This window comes from Priestia megaterium, from assembly GCF_046599315.1.
Classification (GTDB): domain Bacteria; phylum Bacillota; class Bacilli; order Bacillales; family Bacillaceae_H; genus Priestia; species Priestia megaterium_F.
The window spans coordinates 721,005-740,862 of record NZ_JBKIKC010000001.1; the positions used below are offsets into that span (position 1 = coordinate 721,005).

Consider the following 19,858-nt stretch of genomic DNA (forward strand, 5'->3'; position numbering starts at 1 on the left):
AGCACCCTATCTCCACGCTTTTATACCTTCTGACTTTACTTCATTAATCTATTAATTCATTAGCAGACACTCTTGAGAACTTTTTGTCGAAATGGTTAAAATTCTGTTGGGAGGGAATCATCATGACATTTTCTTGGCTTATACCTTACATAGCCGTGTCACTTATTATTGTCTTAATACCAGGACAAGATATGATTTTCGTAATGACACAAAGTATTGCTTCAGGCGTTAAAGCGGGCATCAAAACCGTATTAGGATCTATTACGGGAACATTTGTACATACTCTTTTAGCTGCAGTTGGTCTATCTATCATCTTTCAAAAATCAATTATTGCCTTTACGATTCTAAAGATTGTAGGCGTTCTGTACCTGCTGTTTTTAGCGTATCAATCGTTTCGAGAAAAAAGCGGACCATTGGAATTAACAGAAAAAGCGCAGCAGCAGCATCACTTTAGAAAAGGATTTGTTAGCAATTTAACTAACCCAAAGGTAGCTATTTTCTTCATTACGTTCTTACCGCAGTTTGTTAATTCGTCCCTTGGACATGTAAGTTTGCAGATGATTTTGTTTGGAATCATCTTTATCGCAGAAACGCTTATCATCTTTTCACTTATTGCGCTATTTGCTTCTGGACTTGGAAAAAAAGTTAAAAAAAGCCGTGTTTTTCAGCACACGTTAAAATATGTAAAAGGGACAGTTTTTGGCGTACTTGGACTAAAACTTTTATTTTCTAGTAACAATTAAGTAAAGTAAAATAAACTGAATTTTCTTTGGTCCCTGCTGTTATCACCTTTTTATATACGATTTACTTGTCATACTACCCTGTTTTTTCATGTAAGGTTAGTTGACAAAAGACCGAAATTATTATTTTATATATATATAAGGTTTAGCTTCAGCAACAAGATTCGACAAGAATAATGAAGAAAAACAGCTGGGGAATAGGGAGACCTATTTAAATAGAGGGAAAATTCTATATATTCATGTTTTTTATTATTATTCTATTATAATTTATGGAGAGGTGAAACTATGCAAGAAGTAGTTCAAGGTTTTGTTAGTTCAATCAACGAATTTCTTTGGTCCTACTTACTGATTGCGATGCTGATTGCATTTGGTTTGTTCTTTACTTTTAGGTCAAAGTTTTTACAAATTCGGTTATTAAAAGAAATGATTCGTGTATTAAAAGAAGGTGCTGACAGCTCTTCTAAAGACGGAATTTCACCATTCCAAGCGTTTTGTATCAGTATGGCAGCCCGTGTTGGTACAGGTAACATTACAGGTATAGCGATTGCAATTGCTTTAGGGGGACCTGGTGCTGTATTTTGGATGTGGGTGCTTGCGGTTATTGGTTCAGCTTCAGCTTTTATCGAAAGTACGTTAGCACAAGTATACAAAGTAAAAGACAAAGAAGGCGGCTTCCGAGGCGGACCGGCTTACTATATGGAAAAAGGGTTAAAAAAGCGCTGGATGGGCGGACTTTTTGCCATCTTGATTACTTTGTCATTCGGTTTAATTTTTAATGCTGTACAATCGAACACGATTACTCTTGCGTTTGAAAATGCGTTCGGAACAAATCGTTTAGTGTTAGGGATTATTATGACAGTGGCTTTCGCTGCCATTATTTTTGGCGGAGTTAAGCGTATTGCAAAAATGTCAGAATACATTGTTGTGGTACTGGCTGTTGCTTACATTGGTGTAGCATTCTTTATTATTATCATGAACATTCAAGAAATGCCTTCTCTTATTGCTCAAATCGTTAAAAATGCGTTTGGTTTTGAGCAAATTGCAGGTGGTTCTCTTGGAGCAGCTCTTATGCAAGGTATTAAACGTGGCCTATTTTCAAACGAAGCGGGTATGGGTAGTGCACCAAACGCAGCAGCCGCTGCAACAACAAGCCACCCGGTAAAACAAGGATTAATTCAAGCATTTGGCGTATTAACAGATACTCTTATTATTTGTAGTAGTACTGCCTTTATCATTTTGCTTTCAGGTGCTTATACTAATAAAAATTTAAGCGGCATTGAATTAACACAAGCTGCTTTAAGCACTCACATGGGTTCTTGGGCTGCTGGTGCTCTTGCGATTATGATTTTCTTATTCGCTTTTAGTACATTGATTGGTAACTACTACTACGGAGAAACAAATATTGAGTTCCTGAACACAAATAAAGCTTGGCTGATGACTTATCGTATTGCTGTACTTGTAATGATTGTGTTCGGTTCTATCTCCCAAATTCAGCTTGTATGGGATTTAGCTGATCTGTTTATGGGCTTTATGGTAGTAGTCAACTTAATCGCAATTCTGTTGCTGTCAAAAGTGGCCTTTGCCGCACTCAAAGATTATCTTGCCCAAAAGAAAGTCGGAAAAGACCCTGTCTTCTATCAAGACAGTATTCCTGGACTTGATAATATCGACGCATGGGATCACTCAAAAGATAAAAACAGCTCAAAAAAAGCAATCTAATGGAAAAGCCGTGAATATTCACGGCTTTTTTTGTTGCGCATATTTACTTCATTTTCTTCCTTTTAATGCAGCAGTCGAAGCCTCACTAAATATCTATAGTACACGTAGATTACGCCGTACGGAATCCAGTAGGAAAAAAATGTCCAACCAATATTCCATCCGTTCCCGTACATAACTCTTTCCATATACACGTACATTTCTTCCAAAAATGTCGTAAACAGCGCAATAAGAAAAATAAAAAAATAAGGCTTTCCTATTCGTTGGATTAAAAAAATCATATAGCTGGCCAACACAGGATAGACACCTAAATTAAAAGGCAGCGCTTCTAATGCCTCATTTTCTAAAGAAGTGTCGATTTTCCAAAAGCCATAGTAGCTGCCTAATTCATTGATAACGATTGCTAAAACGCAAAAAGCAGTTCCTACTAAAGGTAATAAACGACGATTTCGAGGGTATAAGTAGAGTGTGCCAAAAACCCAAGGTATAACAAACGCCAGTGCTATATTAATAAGCAAAAATATCCGACCTTTTTCTTTCTAGTATGCCACACCGTTCTTTTTTCTAATCATCTCATTCTCTTGAACGTAACAAGCGGAAAAGCACCTTATTTTTCACTCTTAAAACAAAGTGCTTAATTTGTTATTACAGAGATTCGTCTTCTACCTCTTCTATTTATTTTAATGAAACAAATTTAGCGTCTTTTTTCTGATAATAGTTTTGAACTAAACGCCCTGATAAAGCAGCTAATACCTGCTGAAATAGCATTCCTAGTACGACGGGGACAGCAACGGGAGCTGGAAAATAAGATACGGCTAATACGGCTCCTGCGCTAATATTTCTCATGCCTCCGCAAAACGTAAGCGTCACAACTTTTGCTCGGTCCCACTTTAGCCATTTGCCAATCATCCAGCTGAAGAAATAACCAGCAGAGCTCATTAAAAAGACAATCACGATGATAAACAGCAGTTTTTTATCGATATGCTTTAAATAAGGAGCAATTACTCCTCCATTTACCATGACCATCACACTTAATCCTATTTTCGAAATAGGTGCCAGTTTTGGTCCTAGCGTTTGCTTAATTGTCCCTTTCGTATATTGATTTAAGCACATGCCCAACAGAGATGGAAGGACAATCATAAAACATAAATCTTTGACTAACTTTAGCGCTTCCAAATGCACAGTGTCTCCAACCACCAATAAAAGCGTATAAGGAACGATAAGCGGTGCTAAAAGGGTATCAATTAAAATAATGGACAGCGCAAGAGGTATACTTCCTTTATAAATAGACACCCAAATAAAACTAGTCACTCCGGTTGGAATAATCGCTGCTAGCAAAAGGCCTGTGCTTGTAAATACATCATGTGGAAAAATTACTTGGCCAACGCTCCAAGCCCACGCTGGCATAAAAATATGTAAAACAAACAGGGCCATAATGATTGGAAATGGACGGTGTATCGTGGCGTTTAACTGCTGAAAGTTTGAGTTTAGACTTCCGGCAAACGTCATTAATGCAAAAAGCCATGGAATTAAGAACGTATACTGACCCAGTGACGAACCAATAATAACTCCTATGAGTAAGCTGATCGGCGTAATAAAGGGCATTAATCTTTCTAGCATTCTATTTAATTGACTTAACAAAGCTTCTCCCTCCAACGAATATTTTAAATAAATAATAAGATAAATGAACGTTTATAATATCACCTATTCATTATACAACTTATTTTCAAACTATTGTCTGTCCGTTTTACTAAAAAGAGATATATTCATAATTATCACTTAAATAGATTTACGGGTATTTTTATGCTATTTTAATAGGGAAGAAGCTTTTAAAAAGCATGAATTTAGGGTAAGAGTAAAGCACACTCTACATAGGAATGCTTTCAACTGACGGATATAAATGAACTGTAACACAGTTTTGGTAATTAGGAGGATTGTATGGATTTTTTGAAGTCTCTGTCATCGTTAGATGATTGGAAAAGAATCGTGATTGCGATTGGGATCTTTCTGATCTTTTTAATTCTTCGCAAGCTGTTCACGACCTATTTGTTTAAGTTTATTATTGGTTTTGTCAAAAATAAAAAAATCAAGTTAATTACGAGCGTTTTAGAAGCTTTTGAAAAACCGCTGCGCTGGATTTTTGTTATTATTGGTTTCAAGCTTGCTCTTCCCTATCTTCCCTTTGATGCTTTAACGTCCGTAACGGAAAGACATTTAGTTCGTTCAGCGTCCGTCGGTCTTGCAGGATGGGGCTTATATAATTTAGCTGCTTCTACCAATTTATTTTTTGCAACGTTTGCTAAAAACTTTGATATTCAAGTGGATCGAATTATTATTCCTTTTGTTGAAAAGTTCATCCGCATCGTTGTTGTTATGCTTTCCATCTCCATCATCGCAGAAGAATGGGGCTTTAACGTAAACGGCTTTGTAGCCGGCCTTGGGTTAGGTGGTCTTGCTTTTGCTCTAGCGGCAAAGGACACCGTTAGTAATTTATTCGGCGGAATTGTGATTATTACTGAAAAGCCTTTTACCATTGGAGATTGGATTAAAACACCGAGTGTGGAAGGCGTTGTAGAAGATATTACGTTTCGAAGCACCAAAGTTCGAACGTTCGCTCAAGCAGTCGTAACAGTTCCAAATGCTACTCTTTCTAACGAGCCCATTATCAACTGGGCTAAAATGGGAAAACGTCAAATTGCCTTTCATTTAAACTTGAATTATAATACACCAAAAGAAAAATTAGAAACCGTAGTGGCAAGAATTAAAAAGATGCTGACTGAGCACGAAGAAATTCACAATGAAACGATTCTTGTTAACTTTGACGGTTTCTATGAATCCAGTCTAAATATCTATTTGTATTTCTTTACAAATACAACCGTTTTTGCTGATTATTTAGATGTAAAAGAAAAAATAAACTTCGAAATTATGGACATTCTTGAAGAAGAAGGAGTAGAATTTGCTTTTCCTACGCGTACACTCATTGTTGAGCAGGACGGAAAGCTTTCTGGCAATCCAAAAGAATTCCTTGAAACTGCTCGAAGCTAAAAAAAGCTGACTACTAAGTCAGCTTTTTTTCCTTTCTTTTTTAGTTTGAAATGAACATTTGAGTCCAGTAATGGCCGTAGCTTCCGCCTTTAGCGTAACCTACTCCGATTTCGGTAAACTGACTCGATAGTATGTTTTTACGGTGACCTTCGCTATTCATCCATGCGTTAACCACTTCTTTTGGAGTTGTTTGTCCAGCAGCGATATTTTCACCTGCTGTACTGTATGTAATACCAAATTTTTTCATCATGTCGAACGGACTTCCATATGTAGGTGATGTATGATTAAAATAATTTTTATCAATCATATCCTGCGATTTAAAGCGAGCAACGCGAGCTACTTCCCAATTAGACTTTAAAGGTTTAAGCCCTACTTTAGCACGTTCTTGATTCACCAGCTGAACCACTTGCTCTTCGTAAGAACTTCCTGCTTTATCTGTTGGAATAGTAATTTTCTGTCCCGGATAGATTGAATTAGGGTTTTTAATAGCAGAGTTCGCTTCAATCAGCTCGGAAACGCCAACCTGATATTTTACTGCTATTTTCCACATCGTATCTCCCGATTGAACGGTATGTACGGTTGCTGCTTGCGCAGTGTTATTAAGACCAAAAGCTAGAGTGACAGACAACAATGTTACTAATAAAAGTTTTGATAGAGTTTTCATACTTTTATTAAAGCAAATTGATTTCAAGATTAATAGCGGTAATATTATCCCTCAGTTCCATCATATGACTTTGTCATTTTCACCGCGCGCTCTCTTTATAAAAAAAGACGCACTGCTCTTTTGCAATGCGCCTTCTTGTTATGAAGATAAAGCTTGTGACTGGTTTATGTCTGACACATTAACCGTTTCATCCGTGCTGTGATGCACCTGACGTTTTTTTATCACATCAATATATTGAATGTGATGCCCTTCCATTTTCGTAACAGTAAAGTCATACTGATCAAAGCTAAGGCTTTCTCCTTGCTTAACGTCATATTTTTCCGTCAAGACCCAGCCTCCAATTGTATCAACATCCGTATCATCAATTGTTGTACCAAGAAGATCGTTAAGCTCACTTACTAATAACTTCCCATCTACAATATAATGATCGGGTTTGACTTTCTGAATTAATGGAAGTTCGTCAGCATCAAATTCATCACGAATTTCACCGACAATTTCCTCTAAAATATCCTCTACTGTTACAATCCCTGCTGTTCCTCCATATTCATCAATTAAAATAGCCATATGAATACGTTCACGCTGCATCTTAAGCAATAAATCATGAATAGGAATTGATTCAATTACTTCAATAACAGGACGGATATACTGTTTTAAATTTATTTTTTCCTTGCTGTTGTTCATTACAATCTCGGTTAAAATCTCTTTCATATTGACCATTCCGATAATATGGTCTTTATCCCCATCAATGACAGGATAGCGGGTAAACCGCTCTTCTTGCACCATATCGAGGATGTATTCGACCGTATCTTCTTGATCAATTGAAACGACTTCCGTACGCGGCACCATAATCTCCTTAGCAACGCGATCATCAAAGTCAAAAATTTTACTTACATATTTAAACTCCGATTGATTGATTTCACCGCTTTTATAGCTTTCTGATAACAAGATGCGAAGCTCTTCTTCACTGTGTGCAAGCTCATTTTCTGAAGCAGGCTTTAGACCAAATAACCCGGTTATTAAACGAGAAGAACTGTTTAATAACCAAATGAAAGGATAGGTTACCTTGTAAAAGAGAATAAGGGGACGAACAAATAATAAAGTAACTTTCTCTGCTTTTTGAATTGCAAAGGTTTTCGGAGCAAGCTCTCCAACCACAACGTTTATAAATGTAACAACCGCAAAAGAAATCGCAACAGATAGTACTTTTGTTAAAGCTCCGCTTATCCCTAGTTGATCAAGTAACGGCGACAGAAGATGCGAAAGTGTAGGCTCTCCTAACCAACCAATCCCCAGCGCAGTAATCGTAATACCAAGCTGACACGCAGATAAGTATTCATCTAAATTTGAAATAACTTGCTTCGCAGCTTTTGCATTGCTGCTTCCTTCTGCTATAAGCTGATCCACTTTGGAACTCCTCACGCGAATAATCGCAAACTCGGTAGCAACGAAAAAAGCAGTTAATGCAATCAGTACCGCTAGTAAAATCAAGTTAAATATGTCCAATCAAGTTCCTTAGCTCGTGTAAAAACGAGTAAGGACTCACCTCCTAAAAAATAAAAAATTTGATAAAGAACTCTATCCCTGTACTGATCACATGGAAAAGTGCATATAAGAAGGAATCAAATGATAAATGTATAAACATTTTTATATGGAGCAAAACTGCCAATCTTTCTTCCTTATCTCACGTTTCACTCGTTAATGTAACAGGTCATTCTTTATTCAGCTGTTCTAGATGTGCAGCAATGGTTTATATTGCTGCATTTCATGATGTTGCTTCAGCGCTGATTCTCTCTTTCATTCATTTATAAAAAATTTAGTAGTTTACGACCTTTATAAGGTTAAAGTCTGTTAACATCTTAAAAGAGCGATTATGTGATGAAGAGCGAGATGCGTGAAGCAAACGTGGTTCTGTATAATAATGTATTGTACGTTTTGACACTGGTGCATGTAATGCTACTCCGCCAACGTGGTACACTGCCCCATCCAATCACCTCTATTTCCGTATATCCAAAAAGTATAAGGAATAATTATCCTATTTCTTTTTAAACTTATTGATTTTATTTTAAATGTTAAAAACTTTGCAGTCAAACGTTTTAGTTAGTCTCCTGCCCTTGCTATTTACTGATGCGGCGATTTTTAGCAGGTAAATAAAAGCTTGCTGCTACACAAAAAAAGCCAAGAAAAAAACAAATAATGGGGAGTTTCATACCTAACGCTTCAGCATAGTAAGTGAGACTCCTTCCGTGAATAGGGACAAGATTCATTTCAAAAATCAAAGACAAAACAGCTGTCACTTTGAGTGCAATACCAACAATGAAGAGACAAACTCTCAAGCCTACACTCATATGCGAAAACATCCCTTCTATCAATTAGTGAATGTATGATGTACTACACCATATGATACATCCCTACACTTTATCACTAAATGCTAAAAAAGCGCTATGTCCATACATAGGCGCTTATAAATTTGCTACTACTTTTCCAATGGAATCATAGATAACCAAATCAAACAAGTAATCATAACGCGTAGGTTCTTTATTAACCATTACCATGTTTGTACGATTGTACTGGCTCACAAGCAGCGGAATTTGATTAATGGGTGCTACTTCAAGCGATGAACCAAGCACGATGAATAAATCAGATGACAGCGCTGCTGTAACTGCTTCATCAAACTGATGAATGGCATCCCCAAACAGAACAACATTTGGCTTTAAAAGGCGCTCACATCCTGTACATTGGGGGAGAGCTGACTGATTTAAATAAGCTAAATCATACTCTTCTTTACAGCTTGGACAATGAGCTCGTTTAATAGATCCATGAATTTCAAAAACGTTTGTGCTTCCTGCATCTTGGTGCAATCCATCAATATTTTGTGTAATAACATGCACGGTTTTGTCTGCTTCTAGTCCTGCAATAAACCGATGGCCCGTATTCGCTTTATACTGATGCAGCATTTTAATATGAAAAATTTCTTTAAAAAGCGGCCAAAATTCCTCAGGATACTGTTCATAAAAGTCAGCAGCTACTATATCCACAAAGCTTTTATTTTGGCGATATAAGCCATTTTGAGAACGAAAGTCTGGTATCCCTGACTCCGTGCTCATTCCTGCTCCAGTAAAAAAACAAATGTGTGTAGCACCGTCAATAAGCTGTTTTAATTCTTTGTACTGTTTTGACATTGGATTTCTCTCCTATTTAACAATTAGCACTGGAATGGTTACTTGCTGTGCAATTTTAGAACTAACGCTCCCAAGCAGCATGCCTTTTACAGGATTTAACCCTCTGCTCCCTATTACTACAAGATCAAATGAGTTTTGATTAGCAAATTGAATCACTGTTTTAGCCGCGTCTCCATGCATAAACGCAATCTCATACTCCACGTTTCCTTGTTTTAAAAGTTCATCTGTTGTATGTATTCGACTTTCTCGCTCCTCGTCGCGGCTAAGTGATTTTAACCTTGAATCACCCTCTACTGCATAAATAACTTGGATAAAACTGTTTTCCGTCAACTGAGCCAGCTGAACCGCTTTTTCCGTTGCTTTAGCTGCATGCTCTGAGCCATCTGAGGCAAGTAAAATTCGTTTAAACATCACGCTTTCTCTCCTCTTTTGTAAAATGGTCTTCTCTCTTTACTATATCACTCGCTGTTCAAATGTAATCATTTTTTTGATTATTTCTATAATTTTTAAAATTATTTGTCTACTTTTATGATAAACTGAAAAAAAACGTGTTCAGAGGGGATGGAACGATGTTCGGTTTTGAATTAATTTGCACTTTTTGCAAAGGGCTTGGAAAACTAGCCGTTATTCCTGGGATCGGTTATATGAAAACATGCAAACATTGTGAAGGGACAGGGATGCAATCAAAAAAAGACGAAACTCCTTCTATATAAGAAGTTTCGCCTCAACAATACTGTGATTAGATTGAAAGCTCTTTAGATAAACGGTACATATCAGCATTGATATGATGAGGTTCACCTAAAATTTCCATAATATCATAATCTACAATTTCATTTTTACGGATACCGATTGCACGGCCGCCTTTACCTTCTAGTAAAAGTTCGACTGCACGACCACCGAAACGGCTTCCTAGCACACGATCTTGAGCAGTTGGGGAACCGCCGCGCTGGATGTGTCCTAATACTGTTACACGCGTTTCAATGCCTGCCGCTTCATGCAGCTGCTTCGCTACTTCATTACCATTTGCTACACCTTCAGCTACTACGATAATGCTGTGCTTTTTACCACGCTCTTGTCCTTTTTTCAAACGATCAACCATCTCTTGGAACTCATCTTTTGCTTCTGGGATAAGGATTGTTTCCGCACCGCCAGCAAGACCTGACCAAAGAGCGATGTCTCCTGCATTACGACCCATAACTTCAATAATAAACGTACGTTCATGAGAAGTCGCCGTATCACGGATTTTATCAATTGCATCGATAACCGTATGAAGAGCCGTATCAAATCCTAATGTAAAATCTGTTCCTGGGATATCGTTATCAATCGTTCCTGGGATACCGATACAAGGGAAACCAAGTTCTGTTAATTTTACAGCTCCCATATATGATCCGTCTCCACCGATCACTACTAAGCCTTCAATACCATGTTTCTTAAGGTTTTCAATACCTTTTAGACGTCCTTCTTCTGTTTTGAATTCTGGACATCTTGCAGAATAAAGCATTGTACCTCCGCGTTGAATGATGTCACCAACGTCTCCAACTTCTAGCTTTTTAATATTTCCTTCTATTAATCCTTGATATCCTTGATAGATACCGTAAACTTCCATACCTTCATGAATTGCTTTACGCACAACAGCACGAACCGCAGGATTCATACCTGGAGAATCTCCGCCGCTTGTTAATACACCTATTCTTTTCATTACTTTCACCTCATCAAAGTCACATACATGACTACTATATTATAGTTCTACATTTTACCCGAGTTCGAACTTTTTGTGTAGTAATTCACAACATATTTCTTTGTTAAATTTTAAATGTACATACTTTTTCATATCTTTTAGTTATTTACCGTCAAATATTCAAAGTTTTTCTAGCAATATCACACATCTAAAGAACCCTTTTAGATACAGCTTTTATAAGACTATATTCACCGTTATATTTCATTTTTTTCATATATGTAATGAAATTGTAACGTAGAACGCTGTCGAAAGATGATATGATGAATTTACTCAAGTCAGGAAAAATTTTCAGGGGGTACTAGTTTTATGAAAAAAGTAATAGCAGCTCTTACGCTTGCTGGCGTTATTGTTTCTACTAGCCCGATTGTCAGCCAAGCAGCTCTAGGCGACCAAACGCTGCGTCAAGGCATGAAGCATCAAGATGTTAAACAACTACAACAAACGTTGAAAAATAAAGGCTATTTTAAAGGGAATACGACTACATACTTTGGGACTGTTACAACTTCTGCTGTAAAATCATTTCAGCGCAAAAACGGACTAGCAGCAGATGGTATCGTCGGAAAAGGAACGTATGCTAAACTAGGGGTTTCAGCAAATGGCAAATCGTCTTCTAGCTCAGCCCGCTATAATCCTAATGCAGTAATCAACAAAGGAAAACAGTATATGGGCGTTCGATATCGCTGGGGGGGAACAACGCCAAGTGGCTTTGACTGCAGCGGATTTATTGGCTATGCATTCAAACATGGCGGTGGGGTTCAGCTTCCTCGAACGGTAGCTCAAATTTATCAAAAAGGAACGCGCGTCTCAAGTCCAAAAGCTGGAGACATTGTTTTCTTTCAAACTTATACAAAAGGACCTTCTCATGCAGGAATTTATTTAGGAAATAACCAGTTTCTTCACTGCTCTTCATCTAAAGGTGTAAGCATCTCTTCTCTGAAAGAGAGCTATTGGAGCAAGCGCTATTTAGGTGCTAAAAGAATGTAAATTCTATAAAAAGGGCAAGCTGTGCGATTTTGATGCGGCTTGCTCTTTTTCTGCATGTAAAAGATTTGGTATAGTAGAAACAGCACATTACATTGCAAAACCAAGCGTGTAGATGAATACTGTAAAGGAAGTTGAATAAATGCACACCCTTTTAATTGACATGGATTCTGTCATTTGTGATCTTATGACGGATTGGCATAACAAATATAACGAAGATTATAGCGACAGCTTATCGGTTAAAAAGTTAAAATGCTGGGAATCGGAAAAGTACGTAAAGCCAGAGTGCGGCATAAGAATTTATGATTACCTCGATCAGCCAGGGCTTTTTTTACATTTAAAACCCCTGCCTCATGCTATTGAGGTTCTTAGACGGCTTTATGAAAGGTTTGCTATTTTAATTGTCACGAGCAGCCGTACATATGCTTATACAGAAAAAGAACAGTGGGTTGAAAAACATCTTCCGTTTATCGGAAAGTACAATATCGTATTTACACATCAAAAAGATAAAGTATATGGAGACTTGCTATTTGATGATGCACCGCATAATTTGAAGGCTTTTCAAGCTACAGGTCGCCATGCTGTGGCCATGAGCTATCCGTATAACGAAGAAGTAAATGTCCCTCGTGTAGACGACTGGCTTCAATTTGAAGAGTACGTGAACAATTATTTCAAAAAATGTTGAGCGTAAAAAACATGTGGACTTTATAACCAAAAAACGAATGCAGTGCGTTTGTTGGCACAGCTATAGGCATAAAAAAAAAACGCCTGTCTGGCGGTTTTTGGCGGATATCCCCCTAAGGGGTTATCCGCTTTTTTATTAAAAAAAGCTATAGGTTTTTAGTATTTATCAGTTGATGAGAAAAAGTCCATAATGGCATGGATAATTTCAACAGACTGAAAAGAAAACAATGATATAGCTGTTAATGAAAAGAAACCAATCATGGCCATACGTACAAGTAACATAGACTAATCGCCTCCCTGTTTTGAACTAAATGAACGCACCCAAAACAATTCGCTATCTGTCTTTGTTTGTACGACGTTTTCGCCAAGCAAAGGCAGCTCATTCACTGCGCGTAACAATGACAATGAATCTTCATCTTTATCTTAAAGACTAAGCGTACAGTTAGTATATCAAACGAAGCTTTTTCTTCAAGGCTATACTAGCGGTAAAAAAGGAAATAGTATGAAACGATGCGTTTTATCTTTATTTCATACTATTTAGTACCCTAATATTTATTATATTAAACATATTGGAAAAATTGCTACTATTATCTTTTTTTATAAAAAAGAAGAGCTAATAATTAGCTCCTCTCTACTTTATCGGCACGTACTGTAATACTCATTAACAATGTCTAAAATGGTTGGGTATTCTTCCACCCAGGTAAAATTTGTTTTTTCATTTTCTTTTTTCACTGTTTCTTGTTCTGCACCTATCTTTTCCATTGTTCAATCTCTCCCTTTAACTGTTATATAACATTTATATTAAATTAACTTTGTTTTATAACAATTTTCAAAAAAAAGTTGGACAATGACGTATGAAAAAAAGTTATTGTGCAGATAAAATTTTTACATAATACGTACGAGTTCTCGGTCCATCAAACTCACAAAAATAAATTCCTTGCCACGTTCCTAGCAGCAGCTGCTCATCGTGAACAATTATGTGCTGTGAAGATCCGACCGTGCTCGCTTTGAGATGCGCAGCCGTATTTCCTTCCATATGAAGATCTAACTCATGTTCCCAAGGATATACTTCATCAAAGCGGCGAATCATATCGGTTTTTACATCTGGATCTGCATTTTCATTAATTGTAATACCGGCTGTTGTATGAGGACAATAAACAACTACAGCCCCTTCTTTTATTCCTTCTGTTCTTATCACTGCCTGTACTTGACTCGTTACATCAATCATTTCATCACGCTTGTTCGTTTTTAACGTAAATGAATGTAGCATACCATCACCTCTTTTCTTTACCATAACATATCTTTTCCATTCTTCCACATTTTTCGCATAACTCGTTTTTACATCGTAAACACTAAGCTCATTAACACAACAGGCGGTGAGTTTATTTATGCTCGATTCAAAATTTCAGCCCAATGCAGACTACACCGTTCAAACGTTTCTAGATTTGGTGGGTCAAAATACAGATGTTGGTTCAAAAAAATTATGGCTGTCTCCCACAAAATATACGTGCATTATTTATCTCCAAGGGTTAGTCGACGGAGAAAAGCTTGATAATCTTACTCAACGCATCGTTGAGACAAAAGCAAAAAGTGAAACACAAACAATCGATGATATCGACTCGTTTATTTCTGTCATTAAAGATAAAGAAGTCTATACATACAAACAAGCTATCTCCTATTTTTTTAAAGGTCAGCCCCTGCTGTTTATTAGCGACAGCACTACGGCATATTCACTGAATATGTCCATGACGAAACAGCGCTCTTTAAGCGAACCTACAACGGAAAAAGTGGTGCGCGGCCCTAAAATTGCGCTTATCGAAAGCTTGGATGAAAACCTTGGCCTTTTAAGACAGCGTTCTACCGAAGAAGAAATGGTTATTGAAGATATTTATATTGGAAATACAAAAGAACACCGAACAAGTATTGTTTTTCATAATAAACACTGCAAAACTCACATTGTGAATCAAGTGCGAGAGAAATTATTAGACATTCCTTTGGATAACATTCAAGACTCAGGAATGATTGAAGAATTTTTAGAAGAAGCACCTTACTCTCCATTTCCACAAGTACAAAATACAGAAAGACCAGATCGCGTTCTCGCTGCGGTCAATGAAGGGCGAGTAGCCATTTTAGTAGACGGTTCTCCTTTTGCTCTTTTAGTTCCTACAACTTTCGATATGATAATGAAATCACCTGATGATTATTATGAAAGATGGATAGCAGGTTCATTGCTAAGATTACTGAGGTACCTGTCTATTTTTATTACGCTATTCTTTTCAGCGATTTATATTTCACTCGTTTCGTTTAACCAAGGTCTGCTTCCAACGGAGCTGGCTATTACTATTGCAGCAACGCGCGAAAACGTTCCTTTTTCTCCTTTTATTGAAGCGGTGGTCATGGAAGTTACCCTTGAATTATTGCGCGAAGCGGGCCTGCGCCTCCCTACTCCTGTCGGACAAACCGTTGGACTTGTAGGCGGTGTTGTTATTGGTCAAGCAGCGGTTGAAGCACATATTGTTAGCTCCGTTATGATTATTGTTGTATCTGTATCGGCAATTGCGTCCTTTACCGTTCCTCAGTACGGAATTGGTCTTTCGTTTCGAATTTTGCGTTTCGTATCTATGGTGATTGCAGCAATTTTTGGGTTATATGGCGTTACCATGTTTTTTCTTGTGCTCGTCATCCATCTAACCAAACTTGAAAGTTTTGGTATGGCCTACTTCAAACCATTTTTTGCGTTAAATAAAAAAGCATGGAAAGACTCTTATGTTCGTCTTCCAAACAAAAGCCTAAAACAGTCTAAAAATAGATCAAAACAAAACTAACAAAAGGAGGACCATATGCAACAATCACAATCAAGCAAGCTTCTTTCAGATTTTTACGCCATTTCAATTATTTCTTCAACTATGCTTGGCGTCGGTTTGTTAACACTGCCAAGCAGTATTACAAACCAGACAAATAATGCAGATGGATGGATTGTACTGATTATAGATGGCCTTTTGTTTATTGGAATTGTTCTTTTTTTAGTCTGGATGGTGAAGTTTTTTGCGATTACTTGTATGTTTGATTTTACACAGGAAGTAACCGGCAAGCTGATTGGGAATATATTCAATTTTGCTATAGTCGTTTATTTTACATCTGTAGCAAGCTTTGAAGTAAGAGCTATGGCAGAAATGATTCATTTTTATTTACTAGAAACAATGCCCATTGAATTAATTATCCTTTCGTTTATTTTGACAGGCGTTTATTTAATCACTGGCGGTATTGATTCTATCGGAAAAGTAATGGCACTATGCACACCTATAACCATCATTATCCTTCTTATCTTATACGCACTTAGCATCGGTATGGTGAATTTAAAAAACTTGCAGCCTGTATTAGCTGACGGATTCAGCCCGCTTCTCGCTGCTTTTACAACCGTCTCTGTTTCCTTTTTAGGAATCGAAACTATTGTGTTTTTACCAAAACATATGAAAAACAAAAATCATTTACGGAAAGTTTCTATCATCGGATTTTCCATTCCTTTACTTTTATATATTGTCACTTACGTATTAGTTGTAGGTGCTTTATCCGTCCCGGAAGTAAAAACAACCGTTTGGCCTACAATTGAATTTGTTCAGACACATGAAGTAAAAGGAATTTTCTTCGAGAGACTGGAATTATTTTTGCTTATTGTTTGGCTTCTTCAGTTTTTTTTAACCTTTGTAATGTATTTCTTTTTAGCCGTTTCGGGCTTTAAAAAGATTTTCAAAAACAGATCAACTACCAATATCATCTTTCTTGTGCCAATTTTATTTATGAGCTCTTTGGCGCCCAAAACAGCAAGCGACGTGTCGAATTATTCAACGGTACTTGGCTGGGCATTTTTAGTGACGTTTTTAGTTATTCCTCTTTTCTTCAGCGTGTTAATGAAAATAAAAAAGGTTGTGTTCAAATGACCAAAAAATACCTTCCTGTCATAATGAGCATCTTTTTATTATGTGGCTGTATGAGCCATCGAAATATTGAACAACTTGCTCTCGTTATCGGAGTCGCAATGGATATTACATCAAAAATCGAGCCTAAAACAGGGAAAAATCAGCTTGTGTTGACTCACCAAACGCTAACTGAAACGGAATCGGGAAATATGTCTTCCTCTATTCCATATAAGAACATTACAACTGCCGGTCCTACGATTCACGAAATCACGCGAAATATTTCAATGAAATCCGACCCTATATATAGTCAGCATCAGCGAGCGCTCTTAATAGGAGAAAAAGCAAGCAAAACGATTCCTCTTGATTCACTTATTAATCAATTTGTCCGTGATAATGAAATACGGCGCAGCAGCCTTGCATTTGTTACAAAGGGCGATGCTAAAAATGTTTTAACAATTCAAGGGATGTCTGTACCACCGGTCAACTTAATTTACGAGCTTGTGTACAATAAATTCAAAACCAATAAAATTTTAAACCCTCTAACAATGGGCGAGCTATCAGCTAAGTTAAAAACCGATCAAAGTTTTCTAATGCAGCGGATTTCTAAAATAAAAAATAGCGTTAAACTAGATGGCGCGGCAATCATAAAGGATAAAAAAGCAAAGTTTACCTTAACTCAGCATCAAGTAGAGGCTTTAACATGGTTAACGGGGGATATTAAAGGCGGAATTATTTACGGCAAACACGGGATATACCCCTTTTCCTATGAAATTGGAGATGTTCAACAAGATGTGAAGGCCCGCATCGATTCAAATCACTCCGTTCATTTTGACATCACCGTTCAAACAAGCGGCAGGTTATCAGAAGATTGGGAGACTTCAAAACAGGCTCTGACCGCCTCTAATGTCAAGAAAGTTGAAAGAAAAACGGAAGGAATTATTCGCAAAGATGCGGAAAAGACACTTCGCTTGTTGCAAAACAACTATAAAGCTGATGTGATTAACCTGCATGAGTATGTACGAATTCATTATCCTCGTTTTTGGAAAAAACATCAGCATGAATGGGATGAAATATTTAGCCAGTCCACAATCGACTATCATGTTCACGTCCAAATTAAAGATTTTGGCACGCAGGGAAAAGATTAGTGGATACTACTCAACGCCAGCTTCAGTCAGCTCTTTTTTCTTTAGTTCCATAATGGTGAACTTATCGGTATAGTTCTTACTGACGAAGAGCTGGCGTTCATTGTCGTTATTAAAATAAAACTTTTTATTATCTTGATATTGAAAGTTCACTTTGTTTTTTTTCATTTGTTTAATAAACGTTAAGTAGTCATCAGAATGAATAAGATACCTTTTAGGCTTGTCAGATATTTGAACAACATCTTCTCCTGAAGACTTTAATTTTACAATACTCCATGCAATGGGAAGAGGATTACCTTCTTGAAAGATCGTTTTATGAAAAATAAGCACAAAGAAAGCAGCTGTAATAATTGAAATAAGAACAAGCTGTTTTTTCACCATATATCATCCTTTCTTCACGTCGTTATTACGTTAAGTAATACGACAGGCGTATGAAAAAACCTGTTCATACGCAAAGGTTGTGTAAAGAAATAATGCAAAATCAACAAAATATAACAGTTTGGTTACCTTTTGATTAAATAACATTACTTCTTTACAAATTTAGCTAATCACGTGATAAACTAAATTCAACATATTAAGTCAGGACTAAAATAAATGAGGTGTTGCGTATGACGACAATGCGACTTCAATCATACTTAACAACAATGTTTCCAAATGTTCAAATGAAAAGACCTCTTTTTTACAACGCGCCTGCAGGTATCCGCTTCACACTTACCAATCAAAAAGGCGTATGGGAACGAGAATACATGAAAAATGTGTACGCACGCGCTTACGAAATTTTTGAGACACTCCATGAAAAAAATGATGAGCTGTTACTTGTTTTCAAAGCTAATGCTGCACAAGATGATTTGCTTTTAAAAAAGAAAAAAGAAACAGCTATTAAAAAATTCATTCGCTCTCGCCTGAAGAAGCAGGAAGTTCAATCAGTAGCATTATTAAATAACGCTGAGTATATTATTGCCTGTAAAACAAACGACGTGAAAGAAAAGCTGCTTTTGCAATCAATTGCTAACCGTGATCTTCATATCCATCCGGCTATTGAAGAAGAGTGTTACATTGTGAATTTGAATAAAGAAACCATCTTCCACCTTTACGACGAGCGTGGACTGGACATTGTATCCAACAATCAGTCTTCTCTTCAACTGCTTCAGCAAAAGTTCCACGACTGGATTCTGGATATTGATGCAGCTTGCTCAAAAAAAGTACAGTAAAAAAGCAATCATTCAGTAAAGGAATGATTGCTTTTTTATTAGGCTTGATGAGCAGGAGACGCTTTTTTTAAATAGCCAGTTGATAAGAAAAAATAGAAACCTTACGATAACCATTGTTCCAAATGTAAACAATAACGACCCGCTCGAAAAGCTTTTATGAAATCAATAACCGGTTCTTTTGTCACTGGAATCGTGAACAATAAAATCAAAACTGCACCGGTGATCATCCCTCCTACTTGCCCGAATTTATAAACGATGCTTCCAAGCAAACACGCTGATGCTGTAATAAAAAAGATAAATACAGCATCTGTTAAAAAGTGAATAGCCAAAGTAGGGTCATGAAAGATAAAATCGCTCACATAATAAACCTGAACATTCATTAAATTTAAACTACTAATCACCTTTATTGAAATGCTCATGATGACAATATTGATAAGAGACATCACGATTGCAAATAGAGCAAAAACACAGGTCATCGTTGAAAGATATGCTCTACGAGTCGCTCCTAGCTTTAAACAAAATGAGAAATTTTTTCGAATGATAATAAAACTTACAATACCTGAAAAGATGTACTGCGGCACACTTGTTACTAATAGAAGATGCTCGTTCACCTGACTAAATAATAAAATATCTACTACAATAAAAGCTAACAGTATCACCCACAAACGAATCATTAAATACTTCAATTCGACGTACAGCGAATAACTATGGCGGCAAACTGTCCTTTCATTACGCTACACCTCCACGATTCGATGTAAGATAAATCATAATATCCTGGATATGAACAGCTTCTACATTAAATGAACTGTCAACAGTTCTTCGTCATGAATGTCTTCGTTAA

The 19,858-nt window shown here is 36.9% G+C and carries 23 protein-coding genes; 10 read left to right on the forward strand and 13 right to left on the reverse strand.

Annotated elements, in window-relative coordinates; genetic code table 11:
* Nucleotides 1–122: 122 nt before the first annotated feature.
* Both ACLHDF_RS04040 and ACLHDF_RS04045 read left to right on the forward strand, forming a co-directional pair.
* Complete coding sequence (locus ACLHDF_RS04040) at nucleotides 123–743, forward strand: LysE family translocator (protein ID WP_413917723.1); 621 nt, start codon at nucleotides 123–125, stop codon at nucleotides 741–743.
* A gap of 282 nt (nucleotides 744–1,025) precedes the next feature.
* Nucleotides 1,026–2,459 carry an alanine/glycine:cation symporter family protein gene (locus ACLHDF_RS04045; protein WP_413917724.1) on the forward strand — a complete coding sequence of 478 codons (1,434 nt, stop codon included), beginning with the start codon at nucleotides 1,026–1,028 and terminating at the stop codon, nucleotides 2,457–2,459.
* A 62-nt stretch (nucleotides 2,460–2,521) separates the two neighbouring features.
* Here ACLHDF_RS04045 and ACLHDF_RS04050 read toward each other — a convergent pair whose 3' ends face one another.
* The gene (locus ACLHDF_RS04050; protein ID WP_413917725.1) at nucleotides 2,522–2,974 is read right to left on the reverse strand and encodes a CBO0543 family protein; all 453 of its coding nucleotides are present in this window, start codon (nucleotides 2,972–2,974) and stop codon (nucleotides 2,522–2,524) included.
* A gap of 157 nt (nucleotides 2,975–3,131) precedes the next feature.
* Nucleotides 3,132–4,097, reverse strand: a complete 966-nt coding sequence (locus tag ACLHDF_RS04055; protein ID WP_413917726.1) for a bile acid:sodium symporter family protein — start codon at nucleotides 4,095–4,097, stop codon at nucleotides 3,132–3,134.
* 297 nt (nucleotides 4,098–4,394) lie between these two features.
* Between ACLHDF_RS04055 and ACLHDF_RS04060 the strand changes: the two genes are divergently transcribed.
* The gene (locus ACLHDF_RS04060) at nucleotides 4,395–5,501 is read left to right on the forward strand and encodes a mechanosensitive ion channel family protein (RefSeq protein WP_413917727.1); all 1,107 of its coding nucleotides are present in this window, start codon (nucleotides 4,395–4,397) and stop codon (nucleotides 5,499–5,501) included.
* A gap of 40 nt (nucleotides 5,502–5,541) precedes the next feature.
* On the opposite strand, the gene safA is transcribed toward ACLHDF_RS04060, so the two are convergent.
* From safA to ACLHDF_RS04085, 5 genes are all read right to left on the reverse strand, one after another.
* Nucleotides 5,542–6,165 carry a SafA/ExsA family spore coat assembly protein gene (safA, locus tag ACLHDF_RS04065; protein WP_413917728.1) on the reverse strand — a complete coding sequence of 208 codons (624 nt, stop codon included), beginning with the start codon at nucleotides 6,163–6,165 and terminating at the stop codon, nucleotides 5,542–5,544.
* Nucleotides 6,166–6,303: 138 nt separating this feature from the next.
* A complete protein-coding gene (locus ACLHDF_RS04070; protein WP_413917729.1) occupies nucleotides 6,304–7,668 on the reverse strand; it encodes a hemolysin family protein in 1,365 nt (454 codons plus the stop codon).
* Nucleotides 7,669–8,279: 611 nt separating this feature from the next.
* Complete coding sequence (locus ACLHDF_RS04075; protein WP_413917730.1) at nucleotides 8,280–8,510, reverse strand: hypothetical protein; 231 nt, start codon at nucleotides 8,508–8,510, stop codon at nucleotides 8,280–8,282.
* Between the two features lie 114 nt (nucleotides 8,511–8,624).
* Entirely contained in the window at nucleotides 8,625–9,344 is a 720-nt protein-coding gene (locus ACLHDF_RS04080; RefSeq protein WP_413917731.1) for an NAD-dependent protein deacylase, read from the reverse strand.
* A gap of 12 nt (nucleotides 9,345–9,356) precedes the next feature.
* The gene (locus ACLHDF_RS04085; protein ID WP_413917732.1) at nucleotides 9,357–9,755 is read right to left on the reverse strand and encodes a universal stress protein; all 399 of its coding nucleotides are present in this window, start codon (nucleotides 9,753–9,755) and stop codon (nucleotides 9,357–9,359) included.
* Between the two features lie 158 nt (nucleotides 9,756–9,913).
* Here ACLHDF_RS04085 and ACLHDF_RS04090 point away from each other — a divergent pair, with 158 nt between their 5' ends.
* Nucleotides 9,914–10,057 (forward strand): hypothetical protein, encoded by a 144-nt coding sequence (locus ACLHDF_RS04090; protein WP_013058677.1) that lies wholly within the window; start codon nucleotides 9,914–9,916, stop codon nucleotides 10,055–10,057.
* A gap of 26 nt (nucleotides 10,058–10,083) precedes the next feature.
* Here the strand turns inward: ACLHDF_RS04090 and pfkA are convergent, their stop codons facing one another.
* Complete coding sequence (gene pfkA / locus ACLHDF_RS04095; RefSeq protein WP_413917733.1) at nucleotides 10,084–11,043, reverse strand: 6-phosphofructokinase; 960 nt, start codon at nucleotides 11,041–11,043, stop codon at nucleotides 10,084–10,086.
* 345 nt (nucleotides 11,044–11,388) lie between these two features.
* On the opposite strand from pfkA, the gene ACLHDF_RS04100 reads away from it, so the two are divergent.
* The gene (locus ACLHDF_RS04100; protein ID WP_413917734.1) at nucleotides 11,389–12,066 is read left to right on the forward strand and encodes a C40 family peptidase; all 678 of its coding nucleotides are present in this window, start codon (nucleotides 11,389–11,391) and stop codon (nucleotides 12,064–12,066) included.
* Between the two features lie 139 nt (nucleotides 12,067–12,205).
* A complete protein-coding gene (locus ACLHDF_RS04105; RefSeq protein WP_413917735.1) occupies nucleotides 12,206–12,748 on the forward strand; it encodes a 5' nucleotidase, NT5C type in 543 nt (180 codons plus the stop codon).
* 155 nt (nucleotides 12,749–12,903) lie between these two features.
* Here ACLHDF_RS04105 and ACLHDF_RS04110 read toward each other — a convergent pair whose 3' ends face one another.
* The 3 genes from ACLHDF_RS04110 to ACLHDF_RS04120 form a co-directional block, all read right to left on the reverse strand.
* Nucleotides 12,904–13,029 carry a hypothetical protein gene (locus ACLHDF_RS04110; RefSeq protein WP_264467360.1) on the reverse strand — a complete coding sequence of 42 codons (126 nt, stop codon included), beginning with the start codon at nucleotides 13,027–13,029 and terminating at the stop codon, nucleotides 12,904–12,906.
* 354 nt (nucleotides 13,030–13,383) lie between these two features.
* Entirely contained in the window at nucleotides 13,384–13,509 is a 126-nt protein-coding gene (locus ACLHDF_RS04115) for a hypothetical protein (RefSeq protein WP_016765283.1), read from the reverse strand.
* A gap of 103 nt (nucleotides 13,510–13,612) precedes the next feature.
* The gene (locus ACLHDF_RS04120; RefSeq protein ID WP_413917736.1) at nucleotides 13,613–14,017 is read right to left on the reverse strand and encodes a secondary thiamine-phosphate synthase enzyme YjbQ; all 405 of its coding nucleotides are present in this window, start codon (nucleotides 14,015–14,017) and stop codon (nucleotides 13,613–13,615) included.
* A 118-nt stretch (nucleotides 14,018–14,135) separates the two neighbouring features.
* Between ACLHDF_RS04120 and ACLHDF_RS04125 the strand changes: the two genes are divergently transcribed.
* The 3 genes from ACLHDF_RS04125 to ACLHDF_RS04135 are packed head-to-tail and all read left to right on the forward strand — an operon-like array spanning nucleotide 14,136 to nucleotide 17,809.
* A complete protein-coding gene (locus tag ACLHDF_RS04125; RefSeq protein ID WP_413917737.1) occupies nucleotides 14,136–15,572 on the forward strand; it encodes a spore germination protein in 1,437 nt (478 codons plus the stop codon).
* A gap of 15 nt (nucleotides 15,573–15,587) precedes the next feature.
* Nucleotides 15,588–16,685, forward strand: a complete 1,098-nt coding sequence (locus ACLHDF_RS04130; RefSeq protein WP_413917738.1) for a GerAB/ArcD/ProY family transporter — start codon at nucleotides 15,588–15,590, stop codon at nucleotides 16,683–16,685.
* On the forward strand, nucleotides 16,682–17,809 hold the full coding sequence (locus tag ACLHDF_RS04135) for a Ger(x)C family spore germination protein (protein ID WP_413917739.1): 1,128 nt from the start codon (nucleotides 16,682–16,684) through the stop codon (nucleotides 17,807–17,809). The genes ACLHDF_RS04130 and ACLHDF_RS04135 overlap by 4 nt, the downstream gene beginning before the upstream one ends.
* Before the next feature lie 6 nt (nucleotides 17,810–17,815).
* Here the strand turns inward: ACLHDF_RS04135 and ACLHDF_RS04140 are convergent, their stop codons facing one another.
* Nucleotides 17,816–18,184, reverse strand: a complete 369-nt coding sequence (locus ACLHDF_RS04140) for a hypothetical protein (protein WP_413917740.1) — start codon at nucleotides 18,182–18,184, stop codon at nucleotides 17,816–17,818.
* Nucleotides 18,185–18,414: 230 nt separating this feature from the next.
* Here ACLHDF_RS04140 and ACLHDF_RS04145 point away from each other — a divergent pair, with 230 nt between their 5' ends.
* On the forward strand, nucleotides 18,415–19,017 hold the full coding sequence (locus tag ACLHDF_RS04145; RefSeq protein WP_013058688.1) for a DUF3885 domain-containing protein: 603 nt from the start codon (nucleotides 18,415–18,417) through the stop codon (nucleotides 19,015–19,017).
* A gap of 101 nt (nucleotides 19,018–19,118) precedes the next feature.
* Here ACLHDF_RS04145 and ACLHDF_RS04150 read toward each other — a convergent pair whose 3' ends face one another.
* The gene (locus ACLHDF_RS04150; RefSeq protein WP_413917741.1) at nucleotides 19,119–19,691 is read right to left on the reverse strand and encodes a hypothetical protein; all 573 of its coding nucleotides are present in this window, start codon (nucleotides 19,689–19,691) and stop codon (nucleotides 19,119–19,121) included.
* Nucleotides 19,692–19,858: the final 167 nt, after the last annotated feature.